The organism is Streptomyces sp. NPDC051364 (genome assembly GCF_040682115.1).
Classification (GTDB): Bacteria; Actinomycetota; Actinomycetes; order Streptomycetales; family Streptomycetaceae; genus Streptomyces.
The window spans coordinates 58,625-79,673 of the sequence record NZ_JBFBAH010000028.1 but is presented as its reverse complement, the minus strand read 5'-3'; the positions used below and the strand labels follow the sequence as shown (position 1 = coordinate 79,673).

Below are 21,049 nucleotides of genomic sequence, written 5' to 3'. Positions count from 1 at the left end.
GCAGCCCGGCAGGCCCCGCCGCGGGTCCCGCTGGGGGGCCCTGAGGGGCGGCCGGCAGCTCCGTCAGATGGCAGACGGAGCGCCCGGCGGCCCTGTGCTGCGGTTGTTCGTACGCCTCGTACGCCGGCCGCTGCTTCCGGCTGTCCGGCTGTGGCGGCGCAACATCCAGCTGCGGGTGGTCGCCGCCACGCTGCTGATGTCGCTGGCCGTGGTCCTCTCGCTCGGCTTCGTCGTGATCGCGCAGGTCAGCAAGGGGCTCCTCGACGCCAAGGAGGAGGCCGCGCAGAGCCAGGCGGCGGGCGGGTTCGCGGTCGCACAGGAGAAGGCCAACACGCCCTCCACGGTGGACGGGCCCGATGCCACCGACAACAAGGTCGGGCGGGACGCCAGCACCTGGATGAACTCGCTGGTCAAGCAGCTCGCCAGTGGCGGCCAGACCGCCTTCGAGGTGGTCGCGCTCGGCGCCGGCCCCGGCGCGGGCGGGCAGCCCGACGGGCCCACCGTCTCGGGCGTCAAGGGCGCCCGAGCCTCCGGGAACGTGGACCCGACGGCGAGCGTCCCGCCGCAGCTGCGGCGGGAGGTCAACCACGCCACCGGGACCTTCAAGACCTTCTCCCAGATCCGGTACACCGCCGGGGCCGGGGACAAGGCGCCCGAGCCCGCGCTGGTCGTGGGCAAGCGGCTCACCGACATCAACGGGGACCCGTACGACCTGTACTACCTCTTCCCGCTCACGCAGGAGGAGGAGTCCCTCAACCTGATCAAGGTCACCATCGCCACCGCCGGCGTCTTCGTGGTCGTGCTGCTCGGCGCGATCGCGTGGCTCGTCGTGCGCCAGGTCGTGACGCCCGTGCGGATGGCCGCCGGGATCGCCGAGCGGCTCTCGGCCGGGCGGCTCCAGGAGCGGATGAAGGTCACCGGCGAGGACGACATCGCCCGTCTGGGCGAGGCCTTCAACAAGATGGCCCAGAACCTCCAGCTCAAGATCCAGCAGCTGGAGGACCTGTCGCGGATGCAGCGCCGGTTCGTCTCCGACGTCTCGCACGAGCTGCGGACGCCGCTGACGACCGTACGGATGGCAGCCGATGTCATCCACGACGCCCGGGTCGACTTCGACCCGATCACGGCCCGCTCCGCCGAGCTGCTCGCCGGGCAGCTCGACCGCTTCGAGTCGCTGCTCGCGGACCTGCTGGAGATCAGCCGGTTCGACGCGGGTGCCGCGGCCCTGGAGGCGGAGCCGATCGACCTGCGGGAGGTCGTACGCCGGGTCATCGACGGCGCCGAGCCGCTCGCCGAGCACAAGGGCACCCGGATCCGGGTGCTGGGCGACACCCAGCCCGTCATAGCCGAGGCCGACTCCCGGCGCGTGGAGCGGGTGCTGCGCAATCTCGTCGTCAACGCCGTGGAGCACGGTGAGGGCCGCGACGTGGTGGTCCGGCTCGCATCGGCGGGCGGGGCCGTCGCGGTGGCCGTACGGGACTACGGCGTCGGGCTCAAGCCCGGCGAGGCCACCCGCGTCTTCAATCGCTTCTGGCGGGCCGACCCGGCCCGCGCCCGCACCACCGGCGGGACGGGCCTCGGCCTGTCGATCGCCGTCGAGGACGCGCGCCTGCACGGCGGCTGGCTCCAGGCCTGGGGCGAGCCGGGCGGCGGTTCGCAGTTCCGGCTGACCCTGCCGCGGACCGCGGACGAGCCGCTGCGCGGGTCCCCGATCCCGCTGGAGCCGGAGGATTCCCGGGCCAACCGGGCCAGGGCCGCGGCCGACGCGGCGGGCTCCGGTACGCCCCCGCAGGCGCCGCCGGCCCCGGGGCGGCCCGACCGCTCGCCGATACCGCCCCGGTCGGCGGTCGGCGGGGCGCTGCCGGTGCCCGCGGACCCGACGGCCCTGCCGGGCAACGGGGCCCGCGTCGTGGCCCGCCCGGCCGACCAGGCGGCGGCGGACCGGACAGCGGCGGACCGGGCGGCGGCAGACAGGGCCGACGCGGCCGACCAGGCAGCAGCACAGGAGGATCGAGCAGGTGGACGCTGAGCCCGCACGGGTACGCAAGGACGACCGCCGCCGGTGGCGGACGGTGCGGGCGTACGCCTTCGGCGCGGCCGGGCTGCTGCTGGCCGGCTGTGCCTCCATGCCCGACCACGGCGAGATCCGCGAGGTGCGGGCCTCGCAGGGCGTCGACTCGCAGGTCCGGGTGTTCGGCGTGCCGCCGGCCGACAAGGCCGGCGCGGCCGACATCGTCGACGGCTTCCTGGAGGCCATGACCAGCGACGACCCGCAGCTGCAGACCGCCCGGAAGTACCTCACCGAGGACGCGGCGAAGAACTGGAAGCCCGGCGCCGCCGTCACCGTGCTCTCCGCGGGCATCGACCGGTTCTCCGTGCAGGGCGAGAAGGACCCCTCGGGCCCCCGCTGGAAGATGACCGGCACGAAGCTCGCGACGGTGGACGAGCGCAGTGCGTACCAGCCGGAGACCACCGGGGCGCGCTACGAGGAGTTCCTCCAGCTGGTCCAGGAGAACAAGCAGTGGCGGATCGCGACGCCGCCGAGCAGCCTCGTGCTCAGCGAGTCCGATTTCCAGCGCATCTACATGCCGGTCAACAAGTACTACTTCGCGGGCGGCAGCCTCGTCGCCGATCCGGTGTACGTGCGCCAGCGCAGCGACCCCGACTCGCGGATGGACCCGACCACGCAGACCGTGCAGTCGCTGCTGGCCGGGCCGTCCAAGTGGCTGGGGCCCGTGGTGACTTCGAGCTTCCCCACCGGGACGGAACTGCGCGAGGGCACCAAGTCCCTTGCGTATGACGGCCAGAACGCGCTGAAGGTGCCGCTCAACGACAAGGCCGACAACGTCGCGCAGCCGCAGTGCCAGAAGATGGCCGCGCAACTCCTGTACACCGTGCAGGATCTGACGGCCTCCCGGCTGGCGCGGGTCGAGCTGCTGCGCTCGGACCGGTCCTCGCTGTGCTCGGTGACCGATGCGGCAGCGGGGGCGATCGCCCACCGGGCGCCGAGCCCCGAGTACCAGTACTACGTGGACAGCGACAGCCGGCTCGTGCGGATGAAGCTCGACATCTCCAGCGAGGACCAGCAGTACAAGCCCGAGTCGGTGCCGGGGCCGCTGTCCCCGACCGCCACGAGCCCCGGGTTCAAGGTCGGCTCCGCGGCCGTCTCGTACGACGAGAAGCGCGCGGCGGTGGTGTCCGAGGACCAGCACGGGCTGTACCTGGTGAACCTGACGACGGCCGGGCCCGTTCCGCAGCCGGTGCTGACCAGCAAGGGTGTCAAGCCGAACGGGCTGGGTGCGCCGAGCTGGGACACGGCGGGCGACCTGTGGATCGCGGACCAGGACCCGCAGAATGCGGGGCTGTACCGGGTGCCGGGCGGTACCGGGGCCCCGCAGAAGATCGATGTGGCCGGGCTCGACGGCGGGCGGATCAGGGCGCTGAAGGCGTCGCCGGACGGGGTGCGGATCGCGCTGCTGGTGGAGAAGGACGGCCGCAAGAACCTGTACATCGGGCGGATCGAGCGGCCCGAGGGCAAGGGCGATGCGGGGCCGGTGTCGGTGCGCGAGCTGCGTCCGGCGGCCCCGCAGATGGCGAGTGTGACGGCGCTGAGCTGGGCGCCGCGCGGCCGGCTGCTGGTCGTGGGCCGGGAGAGCGGCGGGGTCGTGCAGGCCCGGTACATGCTGGCCGACGGTTCGATGGTCGCGGCGAGCCTGCCCGGGGCGACCGGGCTGGACGCGGTCGCGGCGACGGAGGACGAGAAGAAGCCGGTGGTCGCGTACTCGGAGGAGGACGGGATCGTGTGGCTGCCGCCGGGGGCGCAGTGGCGCACGGCGGCGGCGGGCGGCCGGGCCCCGATCTACCCCGGCTGACCTGTCTGACCTGTGCTTTTGTGCCCGGGGCCCGGTTGTCCACAGGGGTGGCGGGGTGCCCGGCCGGCCCGGCACAGTGGTGGGTATGCGGGGGTGGTGGCAGGAGCTCGCCGGGCTGGTCCTGCCGGTCGACTGCACCGGCTGCGGGGCTGCCCGCGTGCTGCTGTGCGCGGGCTGCGCGCAGGCGCTGAGCGGGGCCGCGGCGGGGTCTGTGCGGCCGTCTCCGGGACCTTCGGGGCTGCCCGTGGTGTATGCGGCCGCCGCGTACGAGGGCGCCGTACGGGAGGCCGTACTGGCGCACAAGGAGCGCGGGGTGCTGCCGCTGGCCGGGCCGCTCGGCGCTGCCCTGGCGGCGGCCGTCCGCGGGTGCCTCGGTGCGGGCCTCCGCGGGGGCTGGGCGTGGTCGGCGGGGGAGGAGCTGGTGCTCGTCCCGGTGCCGTCGGCGCGGCGGCAGGTGCGGGCGCGCGGGCACGATCCGGCGCGCAGGATCGCCCTGGCGGCCTCGGAACGGCTGCGGCGGGCCGGTGTTCCCGCGCGGGTGGCGCCCGTACTGCGCCATGTCCGGCCGGTGGCCGATCAGGCGGGCCTGGGGGCCCGGGAGCGGCGGGAGAACCTCGCAGGGGCCCTGGGGCTGTGCCGCGGGGGCGCGGTGCGGCTGCCGGCCGGTGCCCGGGTCGTGCTGGTGGACGACGTGATCACCACCGGAGCCACGCTCGCGGAGGCGGCCCGGGCGGTGCGGGCGGCGACGGCGGCCGGAGCGGTGGCGGGGGCGGCCGTGGTGGCGGCTCCGACAGGATCCTTCGTAAGAAATCGGTCGACAACCCGTACAGAGCAACGCTCTTGTGAATAGATTTGGAACTCTTGGGGAAGGCGCATCGTTGCAGGTAGTAGGAGAGAACAGCCACCTGAACGGAGGTACGGTCCGGTAGCGGGTGCCGACAACCGGCATGGAGGGATATGTTCGGTTGTAAGGAACTGGCGAGTCCTGGCTACACGCATCGGATCGCACGTTTCGGAGGTGAAAGTCGCCAGTCCGGGGCTCCGGTGTTCACCGGGGCCTGGTGCGAAAGGGAGACGCTTCGCCCCATGAGGCGGAGCTATCCGGGAACGGAGTTCTGCGTGGACATCGTCGTCAAGGGCCGCAAGACCGAGGTGCCCGAGCGGTTCCGCAAGCACGTGGCCGAGAAGCTGAATCCGGAGCGGATCCAGAAGCTCGACGCCAAGGTGATCAGCTTGGACGTCGAGGTGTCCAAGGAGCACAACCCGCGCCAGGCCGACCGTTCCGACCGCGTGGAGATCACTCTGATTTCGCGGGGCCCGGTGATCCGTGCCGAGGCCGCCGCCGCGGACCCGTATGCGGCGCTCGACCTGGCACAGGAGAAGCTTGAAGCCCGGCTGCGCAAGCAGCACGACAAGCGCTACACCCGCCGTGGCAACGGCCGGCTCTCGGCGGCAGAGGTCGCCGACGTGGTGCCGGGCGTGGCCCAGCTGAACGGAAACGGCGAATTGTTCACGGGGGAGAAGGCGGAGGCGATCCCGACCACCCGGATCGGATCGCTGGAAGTACAGGGCGAAGGCCCGCTCATCGTCCGCGAGAAGACGCACTCGGCAGCACCCATGCCGCTCGACCAGGCTCTGTACGAAATGGAACTGGTCGGCCACGACTTCTATCTGTTCGTCGACTCCGACACCAAGATGCCCAGCGTCGTCTACCGGCGCCACGGCTATGACTACGGCGTGATCCACCTCAACTCCGACCAGGCCTCCAGCTCGGGTGAGCCCGGCTCCGGCGCGGGCGGGGCGCTCGGCGGCTGACGCCGCATCCTGAATTTCGGTGAAGTGCCCCCGGGGATGCAGCAGCGTCTCCGGGGGCCTCTGCATGACTCGTATGCGCCAGGTGGTCGTCGCAGGCTCCCCGCCGGGTGGCGCGGGCATGGAATCATGGCGGGCAGTCAACCGGCGCGCATCGCGGTCCGGTTGACTCGGCAGGTCGGTACATGCAGGGGGAGGAACGATGGCGGACAGTTTCGGGCCGGTGCGCGGTGATGAGGGCGGCGAGCCGATCCGGGTGCTCGTCGTCGACGACCACGCCCTGTTCCGGCGCGGGCTGGAGATCGTCCTCGCGCAGGAGGAGGACATCCAGGTCGTCGGTGAGGCGGGGGACGGCGCGGAGGCGGTGGACAAGGCGGCGGACCTGCTGCCGGACATCGTGCTGATGGACGTGCGGATGCCCCGGCGCGGCGGTATCGAGGCATGCACCTCGATCAAGGAGGTGGCCCCCTCCGCGAAGATCATCATGCTGACGATCAGCGACGAGGAGGCGGACCTCTACGACGCGATCAAGGCGGGCGCCACCGGGTATCTCCTGAAGGAGATCTCGACCGACGAGGTGGCGACGGCGATCCGCGCGGTGGCCGACGGGCAGTCGCAGATCAGCCCGTCGATGGCCTCGAAGCTCCTGACGGAGTTCAAGTCGATGATCCAGCGGACGGACGAGCGGCGGCTGGTGCCGGCACCGAGGCTGACGGACCGCGAGCTGGAGGTGCTGAAGCTGGTGGCGACCGGAATGAACAACCGCGACATCGCGAAGGAGTTGTTCATCTCCGAGAACACCGTCAAGAACCACGTCCGCAACATCCTGGAGAAGCTGCAGCTGCACTCCAGGATGGAGGCCGTGGTCTACGCGATGCGGGAGAAGATCCTCGAGATCCGCTAGCCGAAGCGCGCGGGCGGGCCGGGGCGCCCCGGCCCCCCGCCCGCGCCTACAGGGCGGCCAGTTCCGCCGTGATGGCGGCGGCCTCCCCGGGACTCTGGGCGCGCTCCACGCGGACCGAGTCGCAGCCGACCCACTCCGCCGCCTCCCGCAGGGCCTGGGCCATCGGGCGGGCGGCCTTCGGGGACGTCAGGGAGACCTGCCGGGCGACCAGGGTGCTGCCCTCGCGGGCCGGGTCGACGCGCCCCTGGAGCAGTCCGCCCGCGAGCAGCGGCATCGCGAAGTAGCCGTGGATCCGTTTCGGCTTGGGGACGTACGCCTCCAGGCGGTGCGTGAAGCCGAAGATCCGCTCCGTCCGGGGCCGGTCCCAGACCAGGGAGTCGAACGGGGACAGCAGCGTAGTGCGGTGGCGGCCGCGCGGCGCCGTCGCCAGGGCCGAGGGGTCGGCCCAGGCCGGCTTGGACCAGCCCTGGACTTCGACCGGGACCAGTCCGGAGTCCTCGACCACGGCGTCGAACTGCTCGCCCTTGAGGCGGTGGTAGTCCGCGATGTCGGCGCGGGTGCCGACGCCGAGGGACCGGCCGGCCAGTGCGACCAGACGGCGCAGGCACTCGCGGTCGTCCAGGTCGTCGTGGAGCAGATCGTCGGGGACCGCCCGCTCGGGCAGGTCGTAGACCCGCTTCCAGCCGCGGCGCTCGGTGACGACCACGTCGCCGGCGTCCAGCAGCCACTCCACGGCGATCTTGGTCTCGGACCAGTCCCACCAGGGGCCGCCGTTCTTCGCGCCGCCCAGTTCGGTCGAGGTCAGCGGGCCCTCGGCGCGCAGCCGGTCCAGGACGAGGCGGCAGGAGCCCTCCTTGTCCTTCATCCTGTGCCAGCGGTAGCCGTGCGCGCGCTTGATGCGGCGGCGGAAGGCGAAGTGCGGCCACTCCTCGATCGGCAGGATGCAGGCCGCGTGCGACCAGTACTCGAAGGCGTGCCGGTCCGACCAGTACGCCTTCTCCACGGTGTCCCGGCCCACCGCGCCCAGCCGTGCGTACGGGATCAGCTCGTGCGAGCGGGCCAGTACGGAGATCGTGTCCAGCTGGACGGCGCCCAGGTGGCGCAGCACCCCCCGGACCCTCCCCCTGGCTCCGCTGGGGGTACCCCCGCCCCGGCGGTCGGGCGCTCCGAGGAACCCCTGCGCGCGCAGGGCGATCCGACGCGCGTCGTCGGCGGACAGGGCGAGCACGGTCTCGGTCATGCCGCGAGCCTAGGAGGTGCCACTGACATTGATACGCGTAGCGGGCAGGTAGGGCAGCGGGGAGGGCAGGCCGAGGTCGGAGGGGAGCAGGGCGCCGATCCAGCAGTCGCGCAGGGTCCCGCGCAGGTCGAGCCCGGCGCGCAGGGTGCCCTCGACAAGGAATCCGGCCCGTTCGGCGACGGTGCGGGAGGCCGTGTTGCCCACGGCGGCGCGCCACTCCAGCCGGCCGGCGCCGACCTCGGTGAACACCCAGTGCGCGACGCCGCGGACGGCCTCGGTCATGTAGCCGCGGCCGCGGTGCTCCTTTGCCGTCCAGTAGCCGATCTCGTACGCCCCGGGGCCGCGCACGTGCACGCCGACGGCCGCGACCAGCGGGCCTTCGGCCCCGAGCCGCACCGCGAAGGCGTACGCGGTGTCGTCGCGCCAGCCGCGGGGGGAGAGCTCGGTCACCCAGCCCTCCGCGTGCGCACGCTCGTACGGGGAGGGGACGAGCGTCCAGCGCTGGATGCCGGGGTCCTGGCAGGCCGCGTACACCTCCTCGGCGTCCGAGGGGGCGAAGGGGCGCAGGAAGAGGCGTTCGGTGGTCAGCGTGGTCGGCTCCATGGACGGATTGTGGTCGCGCCGGGTAACCCGGGCGAGCGGTTTTCGCCCGCGACGGCACCTTCCGCGTCCCCCGTACGTTCTCATTCCGGGCGCTCGCGCCCTGCGGAAGGTGCGGACCTCCCGACGCGACCGCGTCCTCGCTTACGATGGCCGTTGCGGTGGGGCCCACCCTCCGTGCCCGTGTACGAACCAGTGCCAGGCCCGACCGGCAAGGAGACAAACCTCGGTGTCCGTCTTCAACAAGCTCATGCGTGCAGGCGAAGGCAAGATCCTGCGCAAACTGCACCGCATCGCGGACCAGGTCAACTCCATCGAAGAGGACTTCGTCAACCTCTCCGACGCCGAGTTGCGTGCGCTCACGGACGAGTACAAGCAGCGCTACCAGGACGGCGAGAGCCTGGACGACCTGCTGCCCGAGGCCTTCGCGACCGTCCGCGAGGCCGCCAAGCGCGTCCTCGGCCAGCGGCACTACGACGTCCAGATCATGGGCGGTGCCGCGCTGCACCTCGGCTACGTCGCCGAGATGAAGACCGGTGAGGGCAAGACCCTCGTCGGCACGCTCCCCGCGTACCTGAACGCGCTGTCCGGCAAGGGCGTCCACCTGATCACGGTGAACGACTACCTCGCCGAGCGCGACTCCGAGATGATGGGCCGGGTGCACAAGTTCCTCGGTCTCGAGGTCGGCTGCATCCTGGCGAACATGTCCCCGGCCCAGCGCCGGGAGCAGTACAACAACGACATCACGTACGGCACGAACAACGAGTTCGGCTTCGACTACCTGCGCGACAACATGGCGTGGTCGGCGGACGAGCTGGTGCAGCGCGGCCACAACTTCGCCGTGGTCGACGAGGTCGACTCGATCCTGGTCGACGAGGCCCGTACCCCGCTGATCATCTCCGGCCCGGCCGACCAGGCCACGAAGTGGTACGCCGACTTCGCGAAGCTGGTCACCCGCCTCACCAAGGGCGAGGCCGGCCAGCCGCTCAAGGGCATCGAGGAGACCGGCGACTACGAGGTCGACGAGAAGAAGCGCACCGTCGCCATCCACGAGGCCGGTGTCGCCAAGGTCGAGGACTGGCTCGGCATCGAGAACCTCTACGAGTCGGTGAACACCCCGCTCGTCGGCTACCTGAACAACGGCATCAAGGCGAAGGAACTGTTCAAGAAGGACAAGGACTACGTCGTCATCGACGGCGAAGTCATGATCGTCGACGAGCACACCGGCCGTATCCTCGCCGGCCGCCGCTACAACGAGGGCATGCACCAGGCGATCGAGGCGAAGGAAGGGGTGGACATCAAGGACGAGAACCAGACCCTCGCCACGATCACCCTGCAGAACTTCTTCCGCCTGTACGGCAAGCTGTCGGGCATGACCGGTACGGCCATGACCGAGGCCGCCGAGTTCCACCAGATCTACAAGCTCGGTGTCGTCCCGATCCCGACCAACCGCGACATGGTCCGCAAGGACCAGCCGGACCTGATCTACCGGACCGAGGTCGCGAAGTTCGCCGCCGTCGTCGACGACATCGCGGAGAAGCACGAGAAGGGCCAGCCGATCCTGGTCGGCACCACCTCGGTCGAGAAGTCCGAGTACCTCTCGCAGCAGCTCTCCAAGCGGGGCATCCCGCACGAGGTGCTCAACGCGAAGCAGCACGAGCGCGAGGCCTCGATCGTCGCCCAGGCCGGCCGCCGCGGCGCCGTGACGGTCGCCACGAACATGGCCGGCCGCGGTACCGACATCAAACTCGGCGGCAACCCGGACGACCTGGCCGAGGCGGAACTGCGCCAGCAGGGCCTGGACCCGGAAGAGCACATCGAGGAGTGGGCGCACGCCCTGCCCTCCGCGCTCAAGCGCGCCGAAGCGGCCGTGAAGGCCGAGTTCGAAGAGGTCAAGTCGCTCGGCGGGCTGTACGTGCTGGGCACCGAGCGGCACGAGTCGCGCCGTATCGACAACCAGCTGCGCGGCCGCTCCGGCCGTCAGGGCGACCCGGGCGAGTCCCGCTTCTACCTGTCGCTGGGCGACGACCTGATGCGCCTGTTCAAGGCGCAGATGGTCGAGCGGGTCATGTCGATGGCGAACGTGCCGGACGACGTGCCGATCGAGAACAAGATGGTGACGCGCGCGATCGCGTCGGCCCAGTCGCAGGTCGAGACCCAGAACTTCGAGACGCGCAAGAACGTCCTGAAGTACGACGAGGTCCTCAACAGCCAGCGCGAGGTCATCTACGGCGAGCGCCGCCGCGTCCTGGAGGGCGAGGACCTGCACGAGCAGGTGCGCTTCTTCATGGATGACACGATCGACGCGTACATCGCGGCAGAGACGGTCGAGGGCTTTGCCGAGGAGTGGGACCTGGACCGGCTGTGGGGCGCCTTCAAGCAGCTCTACCCGATGAAGGTCACGGTCGCCGAGCTCGAGGACGCGGCGGGCGACCGCGCGGGCATCACCGCCGAGTTCATCGCGGAGTCCGTCAAGGACGACATCCACGAGCAGTACGAGACGCGTGAGAAGGCGCTGGGCCCCGACATCATGCGCGAGCTGGAGCGGCGCGTGGTCCTGTCGGTGCTGGACCGCAAGTGGCGTGAGCACCTGTACGAGATGGACTACCTGCAGGAGGGCATCGGCCTGCGGGCGATGGCCCAGAAGGACCCGCTGGTCGAGTACCAGCGCGAGGGCTTCGACATGTTCAACGCCATGATGGAGGGCATCAAGGAGGAGTCCGTCGGCTACCTGTTCAACCTGGAGGTTCAGGTCGAGCAGCAGGTCGAGGAGCTTCCGGTGCAGGACACGGCGCCGTCGCTGACGAAGCCGGAGATCCGGGCCAAGGGGCTCGACGCCCCGCAGCGGCCGGACCGCCTGCACTTCTCGGCGCCGACGGTGGACGGCGAGGGCGGCGTCGTCGAGGGCGACTTCGACGCCGACGAGGCGGGCGACGGGATGACCCGGGCCGAGCGCCGCAAGGCCCAGAAGGCCGCAGGCGGCCGCCGCCGCAAGAAGTGACCCCTGCCCGTACGGGCACCCCCGGCGGGGCCGGACACCACACGGTGTCCGGCCCCGCCGGCGTTCTGGCACCGAGGCCGGCCGGGTCCGGGCGGAGCCCGGGGAACGGGGGAAGGGCGGGGCTGGGAGAGGCTCCGCGCAGCGGTGGTGGAAGGGGGCCCGTTTCCCCCTGAGCGCAGTGCCCGTTTCGGGCCTGGTCGCTGCGCACAACGTCAAAGTTCCACCCCCCGTTTTGTACAGATCCGGCGCATGACTCGGAGGGGGTGCCCGGTGCTTAACTGAAGCCATGGACAAGCGAGTTGAGAGCAATCGGCAGCAGCAGCAGTTCGAGCTGCGCTGTGGCGGGCTGCACGTGGTCATTCACCGTGTCCCCGTCTGGCTCATTGCGCTGGTGACCACGGCCACCGGCAGCGGAGCCGCCGCCTGGTGGACCGGCCGATAGGGCCCCGGTCACGGCAGAGGGGCCATCTCGATGGCCGCGCAGCGCCAGCGGAGGTCCGGGCCCTGTTCCAGGCGGAACGCCATGGCCGAGACGCGGTCGCCCGTCGTGATGCGGGCGAAGGCCTCGATCACGCCCGGGCCCGGGTGGAAGCGGCCGCACCGGCGCAGGACCGGGCGGAGCCCAGCCCGAAGGGCGAGGGCCGTGGGGGCCAGGGTGACCAGCTGCTCGTAGGCCGGGCCGACCGTGTGGCCCAGCAGCGAGTGGACCGGCCGCTGGCCGCTGACCACCGCCAGCAGCCGCTCCGCGAACCAGTCGTGCGGGCCCCGCGGAGTGCGGGGGCGGCGCTGGTCGTGTCGGCCGGGGGGCCGGGTGGTGTTCCTGGTCCTGGTCATGGCGGTCGTCCCCGAGAAGTCCGGGCCCGGAGCGGTACCGGGCGGTAACTTGGTAGGGGACTTCTACGGTCCGCGGCCACCCTCCGCAACGGCCGCTCCGCGGGCCGCACGGGCCGCGACCCGTTCACCTATCCGGGTGGGCGCCGCGCGGCCCCCGGCCGGTCCACGGGCCTCCGAGCGGCACGCGGTGGACGGAATCCGGGCGGCGGACGGGAGTCCGAAGGGGGACCGGCGCCGTCACCCGGCGGAGTTCCGCCAAGTCGTATCCTGAGGGCGTTTCCGACTACCGAAAGCAGCCGGCCATGCGCGTGTACGTCCCCCTGACCCTCCCCGGGCTCGCCGAGGCGCACAAGGCGGGTGAGCTGGGCCCCGCCCCGCTGCGTGCGTACGCCGTCACGCCCGGCCTGCGGGAGTGGTACGTGTCGGACGACCTGGAGGAGCTGGAGTACGCCGCCCTCGGCCGGGCCGCCGCGGCCTCCCTGCGGATGCTCGCCGAGGACGGGGCCGCCCCGCGCAAGCGGGTCGTCGTCGCCGTCGACGTGGACGACAAGGCCGCCGCCGCGACCCCCGGGGCCGACGAGGCCGCCCTTGGCCAGGTGACCCTCGCCGCGGCCGTACGCCTCTCCGTGGCCGCCGCCGTGCACGTGGACGCCGACGACGCCCTGGGTGACGTGACGGCCGCCGCCGCTGCCCTGGAGGCCGCAGACGGCGGGGACGACGACGCGCAGTTCACCGTGGACGGCGCCGAGGACCACGAGCTGCTGTGGTTCGGCGTCCAGGAGATCCCGGGGCTGCTGAAGTGATCACATCCAGCACCCGGGCCGACCCCGCCGACGCCCCCGTCCACATAGTCTGGGACTGGAACGGCACGCTGCTGCACGACATCGACGCAGTGATCGCCGCCACCAACGCCTCCTTCGCCGAGTTCGGCTTCGCGCCGATCACGCTGGAGCGCTACCGCGAGCTGTACGTCGTACCCGTGCCGAAGTTCTACGAGCGGCTGATGGGACGGCTGCCCACCGACGCCGAGTGGGAGGTCATGGACGCCACCTTCCACCGGCACTACTGGGCCGCCGCCGACACCGCCGGGCTCACCGAGGGGGCCCGCGAGCTCCTGCGCGACTGGCAGGCCGACGGGCTCACGCAGTCCCTGCTCTCCCTCGCGCCGCACGAGAAGCTCGTACCACTCGTACAGGCGCACGGCATCCACCGGCACTTCCTGCGCGTCGACGGCCGGACCGGCCCCTCGCACACCAGCAAGGCAGGACATCTGGTACGCCATTTGGCGGCCCTGGAGGAGACGGGCGTGACCGCCGGCCGTACGGTCCTCATCGGGGACGCCGTGGACGATGCCATGGCCGCTGCACATGTGGGTGCGAGAGCCGTCCTCTACACGGGTGGTTCGCACAGCCGACGCAGTCTGGAATCGGCGGGTGTCGACGTCGTCGACACGCTGGCAGAAGCCGTATCCGCTGCTCGCCGACTGGCTGAATAAGTACGCGCCGAATATGCCCCCGTCACTGCGCACATCGTCAAAGTTCGGGACCTGCTTTTGTACAGATCCAGTGCGTGACGGACAGGGGGTCCGGCGAGATAGCCTGGTACCCGTGATCAGCGCGATAGTCATCGGAGGCATTGACGCCTCCGGCCAGCGCCCGGCGCACGACCGTGCCCGGGCCTTCGCTGATCCCTGCTGCCGGGAGCCGCAGCCGATCATGGCCAGTTCCTTCCCGGTCGCCTCTCATCACGGCAGAGCGCCGATCCCCAGCGGTCACCCCGCGTCGCGGCGCCACGCCATTCCTTCCTTCACCTACGTCACGCAATGGCGCGCGACAGGAGCCAGAGGACATGCAGACCAAGCTGGACGAAGCAAAGGCCGAGCTGCTCGCGCGGGCGGCCCGGGTAGCTGAGCACAGCCCGGCCGGGGGGCTACTTCCGACTGGGTCCGAGCAGGGAGAGCGCCCCGACCGGGACACCACTCTCGCCTACCTCCAGCGCTACTACCTGCACACCGCCCCGGAGGACCTCCTCGACCGGGACCCGGTCGACGTGTTCGGGGCTGCGCTCTCGCACTACCGTCTCGCCGAGAACCGGCCGCAGGGCACCGCGAACGTGCGCGTGCACACCCCCACGGTCGAGGAGAACGGCTGGACGTCCAGCCACTCGGTCGTCGAGGTCGTCACCGACGACATGCCGTTCCTCGTGGACTCCGTGACGAACGAGCTGTCCCGGCAGAGCCGCGGCATCCACGTCGTGATCCACCCGCAGGTCGTCGTCCGCCGTGACCTCACCGGCAAGCTGATCGAGATCCTCGGAGCCGACTGCGACGCGCACGGCCCCAAGACCGCGCGCCCCCACGACTCCCTCGTCGAGTCCTGGATCCACGTCGAGACCGACCGCGAGACCGACCGCGCCGACCTCAAGCAGATCACCGACGACCTCAAGCGCGTCCTGTCCGACGTACGCGAGGCCGTCGAGGACTGGGAGAAGATGCGCGACGCCGCGCTGCGCATCGCCGACGCCCTGGCCGACGAGCCGGTCGCCCCGGACCTGCGTCAGTACGAGCTCGAAGAGGCCCGTGAGCTGCTGCGCTGGCTCTCCGACGACCACTTCACCTTCCTCGGCTACCGCGAGTACAACCTGGTCGACGGCGACTCGCTGGCCGCCGTCCCCGGCACCGGCCTCGGCATCCTGCGCTCCGACCCGCACCACAGCGGCAAGGACGACGGCCACCCGGTCTCGCCGTCCTTCAACCGGCTGCCGGCCGACGCCCGTGCCAAGGCCCGCGAGCACCGCCTGCTGGTGCTGACCAAGGCCAACAGCCGCTCCACCGTGCACCGCCCCTCGTACCTCGACTACGTCGGCGTGAAGAGGTTCGACGCCGAGGGCAACGTCGTGGGCGAGCGCCGCTTCCTCGGCCTGTTCTCCTCCGCCGCGTACACCGAGTCCGTGCGACGCGTCCCGGTCATCCGCCGCAAGGTCGCCGAGGTCCTCGAAGGCGCCGGCTTCTCGCCGAGCAGCCACGACGGCCGCGACCTGCTGCAGATCCTGGAGACCTACCCGCGCGACGAGCTGTTCCAGACCCCGGTCGACAAGCTCCGCGAGATCGCCACCTCCGTCCTGTACCTCCAGGAGCGCCGCCGGCTGCGGCTGTACCTGCGCCAGGACGAGTACGGGCGTTACTACTCGGCGCTCGTCTACCTGCCGCGCGACCGGTTCACCACCGGCGTCCGGCTGCGCCTGATGGACATCCTGAAGGAGGAGCTCGGCGGCACCAACGTCGACTTCACCGCCTGGAACACGGAGTCGATCCTCTCCCGCATCCACTTCGTCGTCCGCGTCCCGCAGGGCACCGAGCTGCCCGCGCTGACCGACGCCGACGTCGAGCGCCTCGAGACCCGCCTGGTCGAGGCCGCCCGCTCCTGGGCCGACGGCTTCGGCGAGGCCCTGGTCGCCGAACTGGGCGAGGAGCGCGCCGCCGAGCTGCTGCGCAAGTACGGCACATCCTTCCCCGAGGGCTACAAGGCCGACCACAAGCCGCGCGCGGCCGTGGCCGACCTCTGCCACCTCGAGCGGCTTTCCGCCAGCGACCGGGAGTTCGCGCTCTCGCTGTACGAGCCGGTCGGCGCGGCCCCCGGCGAGCGCCGGTTCAAGATCTACCGCACCGGTGAGCAGGTTTCGCTCTCCGCGGTCCTGCCGGTGCTCCAGCGACTGGGCGTCGAGGTCACCGACGAGCGCCCGTACGAGCTGCGCTGCAGCGACCGCACCAACGCGTGGATCTACGACTTCGGCCTGCGGATGCCGCTGCCCGCCGGCAACGGCGGCGACAGCTACCTCGGCGACGACGCCCGCGAGCGCTTTCAGGACGCCTTCTCCGCGGTCTGGCAGGGCGACGCCGAGAACGACAACTTCAACACCCTGGTGCTGAGCGCCGGGCTCACCTGGCGCCAGGCCGTGGTGCTGCGCGCGTACGCCAAGTACCTGCGCCAGGCCGGCGTGAACTTCAGCCAGGACTACATGGAGGACACCCTCCGCAACAATGTCCACACCACCCGGCTGCTGGTCTCGCTCTTCGAGGCCCGGCTGTCGCCCGGCCGCCAGTCCGCCGGCACCGAGCTCATCGACGCCATGCTGGAGGAGCTGGCCGGGGCCCTGGACCAGGTCGCCTCGCTGGACGAGGACCGGATCCTGCGGTCGTTCCTCACGCTGATCAACGCGACGCTGCGCACCAACTTCTTCCAGCTCAACGACGCGGGCGAGCAGCACGCGTACGTGTCGATGAAGTTCGACCCGCAGGCCATCCCGGAGCTCCCGGCTCCGCGCCCGGCTTTCGAGATCTGGGTGTACTCCCCGCGCGTCGAGGGCGTCCACCTGCGCTTCGGCAAGGTCGCCCGAGGCGGCCTGCGCTGGTCCGACCGCCGCGAGGACTTCCGTACGGAGATCCTCGGCCTGGTCAAGGCGCAGATGGTCAAGAACACCGTCATCGTGCCGGTCGGTGCCAAGGGCGGCTTCGTCGCCAAGAACCTGCCGGACCCGTCGGTGGACCGCGACGCCTGGCTCGCCGAGGGCATCGCCTCGTACAAGATCTTCATCTCGGCGCTGCTCGACATCACCGACAACATGGTCGGCGGCGTGGTCGTGCCGCCGAACGGCGTGGTCCGCCACGACGAGGACGACACCTACCTCGTCGTCGCCGCCGACAAGGGCACCGCGACCTTCTCCGACATCGCCAACGGCGTCGCCGAGGCGTACGGCTTCTGGCTGGGCGACGCGTTCGCGTCGGGCGGCTCGGCCGGCTACGACCACAAGGGCATGGGCATCACCGCCCGCGGCGCCTGGGAGTCCGTCAAGCGGCACTTCCGCGAGCTGGGCCACGACACCCAGACCGAGGACTTCACGGTCGTCGGCGTCGGCGACATGTCCGGCGACGTGTTCGGCAACGGCATGCTGCTCTCCGAGCACATCCGCCTGGTCGCCGCCTTCGACCACCGGCACATCTTCCTCGACCCGTCCCCGGACGCGGCGACCTCGTACGCCGAGCGCCGGCGCCTGTTCGAGCTGCCCCGCTCCTCGTGGGCCGACTACAAGGCGGAGCTGCTCTCCGCGGGCGGCGGCATCCACCCGCGCTCGGCGAAGTCCATCCCGGTCAACGCGCACGTCCGCGAGGCCCTCGGGATCGAGGACGGCGTCACCAAGATGACCCCGGCCGACCTGATGCAGGCGATCCTGCAGTCCCCCGTGGACCTGCTGTGGAACGGCGGCATCGGTACGTATGTCAAGGCGTCGACCGAGACGCACACGGACGTCGGCGACAAGGCCAACGACGCCATCCGCGTCAACGGCGGGGACGTCCGGGCCAAGGTCATCGGCGAGGGCGGCAACCTGGGCCTGACCCAGCTCGGCCGGATCGAGTTCGCCCGGATCGGCGCCGGCGGCGAGGGCGGCAAGGTCAACACCGACGCCATCGACAACAGCGCGGGCGTGGACACCTCCGACCACGAGGTGAACATCAAGATCCTGCTCAACGCGGTGGTCAGGGACGGGGACATGACCGTCAAGCAGCGCAACAAGCTGCTGGCGGAGATGACCGACGAGGTCGGCCACCTGGTGCTGCGCAACAACTACGCGCAGAACGTGGCCCTCGCCAACGGCATCGCCCAGGCCCCCAGCCTGCTGCACGCCCAGCAGCGCTTCATGCGCCGCCTGGAGTCGGCCGGTCTGCTGGACCGGAGCCTGGAGTTCCTGCCCACCGACCGGCAGATCCGCGAGCTGCTGAACAACGGCAAGGGCCTGACCCAGCCGGAGCTGGCCGTCCTGTTCGCCTACACCAAGATCACGGTGGCGGACGAGCTCATCGCCACCGAGCTGCCGGACGACCCGTACCTGCGCCGCCTGCTGCACGCGTACTTCCCGGCCGCCCTGGGCGGGAAGTTCCCCGAGCAGATCGACGCGCACGCCCTGCGCCGCGAGATCATCACGACGCTGCTGGTCAACGACACGGTCAACACCGGTGGTTCGACCTTCCTGCACCGGCTGCGCGAGGAGACCGGGGCCTCCACGGAGGAGATCGTCCGGGCGCAGCTCTCGGCCCGCGAGATCTTCGGCCTGGCCGGGGTGTGGGACGCGGTCGAGGCGCTGGACAACAAGGTCGCGGCCGACGTCCTGACCCGGGTGCGGCTGCACTCGCGGCGCCTGGTCGAGCGCGGTACCCGCTGGCTGCTGAACAACCGGCCGCAGCCGCTCCAGATCACCGAGACCATCGAGCTCTTCGGTGACCGGGTGGGCCACGTCTGGGACGAGCTGCCCAAGCTGGTGCGCGGCGCCGATCTCGAGTGGTACCAGTCGATCATGGACGAGCTGATCGGCGAGGGCGTCCCGGAGGAGCTGGCGGCCAAGGTCGCCGGGTTCTCCTCGGCCTTCCCGACGCTGGACATCGTCGCGATCTCGGACCGCACCGGGGTCGACCCGCTGGGTGTCGCCGAGGTGTACTACGACCTCGCCGACCGCCTGGACATCACGCAGCTGATGGACCGGATCATCGAGCTGCCGCGGGCCGACCGCTGGCAGTCCATGGCCCGCGCCTCCATCCGCGAGGACCTGTTCGCGGCGCACGCCGCGCTGACCGCCGACGTGCTGGCGGTGGGCAACGGCAACTCGACTCCCGAGGAGCGCTTCAAGGCGTGGGAGGAGAAGAACGCGGCGATCATCAGCCGGGCCCGGACGACCCTGGACGAGATCCGGGGATCGGACGACTTCGACCTGGCGAACCTGTCCGTGGCGATGCGGACGATGCGCTCGCTGCTGCGGACCCACGCCTAGTCGCCGGGCTCCGCCGCAACGGCTGAACGGGCGGCCCCGGGACCTGATGGTCCCGGGGCCGCCCGTTTTCCGTAGGGCGGTCGCGGCCTCAGCGGCCCGAGGTGAACTCCTCGTACGCGTCGCAGACCTCGGCGGAGGGGCCGTCCATCCGCAGGACGCCGGCCTCCAGCCAGATCGCCCGGTCGCAGGTCTCGCGGACCGTGCCGATGCTGTGGCTGACGAGGAAGACGGTGCCGGCGCGCTCGCGGAGCTCCTCGATGCGGGCCTGGCTGCGGCGCTGGAAGGCGGCGTCGCCGGTGGCGAGGGCCTCGTCGATCATCAGGACGTCGTGGTCCTTGGCGGCGGCGATGGAGAAGCGCAGCCGGGCGCCCATCCCGGAGGAGTACGTGCGCATGGGCAGGGAGATGAAGTCGCCCTTCTCGTTGATGCCGGAGAAGTCGACGATGCCCTGGTAGCGCTCGCGGACCTGCTGCCTGGACATGCCCATCGCGAGGCCGCCGAGGACCACGTTGCGCTCGCCGGTGAGGTCGTTCATCAGGGCGGCGTTCACGCCGAGGAGCGAGGGCTGGCCGTGGGAGTAGATCCTGCCGCGGGCCACGGGCTGGAGGCCGGCGATCGCGGAGAGCAGCGTGGACTTGCCCGAGCCGTTGGAGCCGATCAGGCCGATGGCCTCGCCCTTGTACGCGACGAAGCTGACGCCCTTGACGGCGTGCACCTCGCGGATGCCGGGGGCGGGCTTACGGGAGAAGATCCGGCTGAGGGCGGCGGTGGCGCCGCCCTTGCGGGCGCCGGCGCCGTGCACCTTGTAGACGACGTGGACCTCGTCGGCGATGACGGTGGGCACGCGGGTGTCGTCGATCGCCACGGACGGTGCGCGGTGTGCGGGGGCGGTTGCGGTGTCAGCCACGGCCGTACTCCTCCTCAGCCTTCCAGAAGTAGATGAATCCGCCGACGCCCGCGAGCAGGGCCCAGCCGACGGCGATGGCCCATACATGGTGCGGGAGCGCGTGCGGGTCGAAGCTGTCGATCAGCGCGTAGCGCATCAGGTCGATGTAGACGGCTGCCGGGTTGGTCTTGAGCACGACGGTGACCCAGTGCGCGAGGTGGTCCTTCCGGAGCATCTGGTCGATGGACCACATGACCCCGGAGGAGTACATCCACGTGCGCAGGATGAACGGCATCAGCTGGCTGACGTCCGGGCTCTTGCTGCCGATGCGGGCCATGACCATGGCGACGCCGGCGCAGAAGACGGCCATCAGGGCCAGGGTGGGCGCGGCCATCAGCCACCTGAGGGTCGGGGTCTGGCCGCAGGCGAGCAGCAGCAGGACGAGCGCGCCCATGGTGACGAGCAGCTGCTGGAAGAGCTGGACGACGGTGGACAGCGGCAGGCTGGCGCGTGGGAAGTGCAGGGCGCGGACCAGGCCGAGGTTGCTGTGTACGGCGCGGGTCGAGGCGTTGATGGAGCTGCCGATGAAGTCCCAGACGAAGACGCCGGTGATGAGGAACGGGATGTAGTCCGGCACGCCGTGGCTGGCGTTCATGACGATGCCGAAGATGAAGTAGTAGACGGCCGCGTTGAGCAGCGGGGTCACCAGGTGCCAGACCTGGCCGAGCCTGGCCGTGCTGTACGTGGCGTGCATCCGGGCGGTGGCGTACGCGGTCACGAAGTGGCGGCGGCCCCAGAGCTGGCGCACGTAGCTCGGGAGCGGGGGCCGGGCGCCGCTGATGGTCAGGCCGTGGGCCGCCGCCAGTTCTGCGAGCGAGGCGGGCGCGGCGGTCGCGGCGGGCGCGGCGGGCGCGGCGGACGTGGCGGTCGCAGCGGGCGTGGCGGGCTCCGCGGTCGGGGTGGTCTCGGTCACGGGGGTCACGAGGGTCGCTTTCGACGGGGCCGGGGCGTCGGCTGGCTGGGGGCACCTTCCAGCGGTAGCTGGGGGAGGGACGGGTCCGTATCGTCGCTACGGCGAGGT

Annotated in this window: 15 protein-coding genes; 10 read left to right on the top strand and 5 right to left on the bottom strand. The window is 71.2% G+C overall.

Annotated elements, in window-relative coordinates:
- Positions 1-67 precede the first annotated feature (67 nt).
- From mtrB to AB0M76_RS34840, 5 genes are all read left to right on the top strand, one after another.
- Positions 68-2,029, top strand: a complete 1,962-nt coding sequence (mtrB, locus tag AB0M76_RS34860; protein WP_365956761.1) for an MtrAB system histidine kinase MtrB — start codon at positions 68-70, stop codon at positions 2,027-2,029.
- The gene (locus AB0M76_RS34855; protein ID WP_365956760.1) at positions 2,019-3,872 is read left to right on the top strand and encodes an LpqB family beta-propeller domain-containing protein; all 1,854 of its coding nucleotides are present in this window, start codon (positions 2,019-2,021) and stop codon (positions 3,870-3,872) included. Before mtrB ends, AB0M76_RS34855 begins: the two co-directional genes overlap by 11 nt.
- A gap of 85 nt (positions 3,873-3,957) precedes the next feature.
- On the top strand, positions 3,958-4,722 hold the full coding sequence (locus AB0M76_RS34850; protein ID WP_365956759.1) for a phosphoribosyltransferase family protein: 765 nt from the start codon (positions 3,958-3,960) through the stop codon (positions 4,720-4,722).
- Positions 4,723-4,958: 236 nt separating this feature from the next.
- Positions 4,959-5,687 (top strand): ribosome-associated translation inhibitor RaiA, encoded by a 729-nt coding sequence (raiA, locus tag AB0M76_RS34845; protein ID WP_365956758.1) that lies wholly within the window; start codon positions 4,959-4,961, stop codon positions 5,685-5,687.
- 199 nt (positions 5,688-5,886) lie between these two features.
- Complete coding sequence (locus AB0M76_RS34840; protein WP_030300047.1) at positions 5,887-6,588, top strand: response regulator transcription factor; 702 nt, start codon at positions 5,887-5,889, stop codon at positions 6,586-6,588.
- A 46-nt stretch (positions 6,589-6,634) separates the two neighbouring features.
- Here AB0M76_RS34840 and AB0M76_RS34835 read toward each other — a convergent pair whose 3' ends face one another.
- Together AB0M76_RS34835 and AB0M76_RS34830 are read right to left on the bottom strand one after the other, a co-directional pair.
- A complete protein-coding gene (locus tag AB0M76_RS34835; protein ID WP_365956757.1) occupies positions 6,635-7,828 on the bottom strand; it encodes a crosslink repair DNA glycosylase YcaQ family protein in 1,194 nt (397 codons plus the stop codon).
- A 9-nt stretch (positions 7,829-7,837) separates the two neighbouring features.
- The gene (locus AB0M76_RS34830) at positions 7,838-8,431 is read right to left on the bottom strand and encodes a GNAT family N-acetyltransferase (protein WP_365956756.1); all 594 of its coding nucleotides are present in this window, start codon (positions 8,429-8,431) and stop codon (positions 7,838-7,840) included.
- Between the two features lie 226 nt (positions 8,432-8,657).
- On the opposite strand from AB0M76_RS34830, the gene secA reads away from it, so the two are divergent.
- Positions 8,658-11,429, top strand: a complete 2,772-nt coding sequence (gene secA, locus AB0M76_RS34825) for a preprotein translocase subunit SecA (RefSeq protein ID WP_365956755.1) — start codon at positions 8,658-8,660, stop codon at positions 11,427-11,429.
- 286 nt (positions 11,430-11,715) lie between these two features.
- Positions 11,716-11,871: a hypothetical protein gene (locus AB0M76_RS34820; RefSeq protein ID WP_365956754.1), complete on the top strand. Its 156-nt coding sequence runs from the start codon at positions 11,716-11,718 to the stop codon at positions 11,869-11,871.
- 8 nt (positions 11,872-11,879) lie between these two features.
- Here AB0M76_RS34820 and AB0M76_RS34815 read toward each other — a convergent pair whose 3' ends face one another.
- Entirely contained in the window at positions 11,880-12,263 is a 384-nt protein-coding gene (locus AB0M76_RS34815; RefSeq protein ID WP_365956753.1) for an Rv3235 family protein, read from the bottom strand.
- Positions 12,264-12,565: 302 nt separating this feature from the next.
- On the opposite strand from AB0M76_RS34815, the gene AB0M76_RS34810 reads away from it, so the two are divergent.
- The 3 genes from AB0M76_RS34810 (at position 12,566) to AB0M76_RS34800 (ending at position 19,082) form a co-directional block, all read left to right on the top strand.
- Positions 12,566-13,066, top strand: coding sequence for a hypothetical protein (locus AB0M76_RS34810; protein ID WP_365956752.1), 501 nt, complete (start codon positions 12,566-12,568; stop codon positions 13,064-13,066).
- On the top strand, positions 13,063-13,758 hold the full coding sequence (locus AB0M76_RS34805; protein ID WP_365956751.1) for an HAD family hydrolase: 696 nt from the start codon (positions 13,063-13,065) through the stop codon (positions 13,756-13,758). The genes AB0M76_RS34810 and AB0M76_RS34805 overlap by 4 nt, the downstream gene beginning before the upstream one ends.
- Before the next feature lie 353 nt (positions 13,759-14,111).
- Positions 14,112-19,082 carry an NAD-glutamate dehydrogenase gene (locus AB0M76_RS34800; protein WP_365956750.1) on the top strand — a complete coding sequence of 1,657 codons (4,971 nt, stop codon included), beginning with the start codon at positions 14,112-14,114 and terminating at the stop codon, positions 19,080-19,082.
- Positions 19,083-19,170: 88 nt separating this feature from the next.
- Here the strand turns inward: AB0M76_RS34800 and AB0M76_RS34795 are convergent, their stop codons facing one another.
- A complete protein-coding gene (locus AB0M76_RS34795; protein ID WP_365956774.1) occupies positions 19,171-19,941 on the bottom strand; it encodes an ABC transporter ATP-binding protein in 771 nt (256 codons plus the stop codon).
- Positions 19,942-19,981: 40 nt separating this feature from the next.
- Positions 19,982-20,833: an ABC transporter permease gene (locus AB0M76_RS34790; RefSeq protein ID WP_365956773.1), complete on the bottom strand. Its 852-nt coding sequence runs from the start codon at positions 20,831-20,833 to the stop codon at positions 19,982-19,984.
- Between the last annotated feature and the right edge of the window lie 216 nt (positions 20,834-21,049).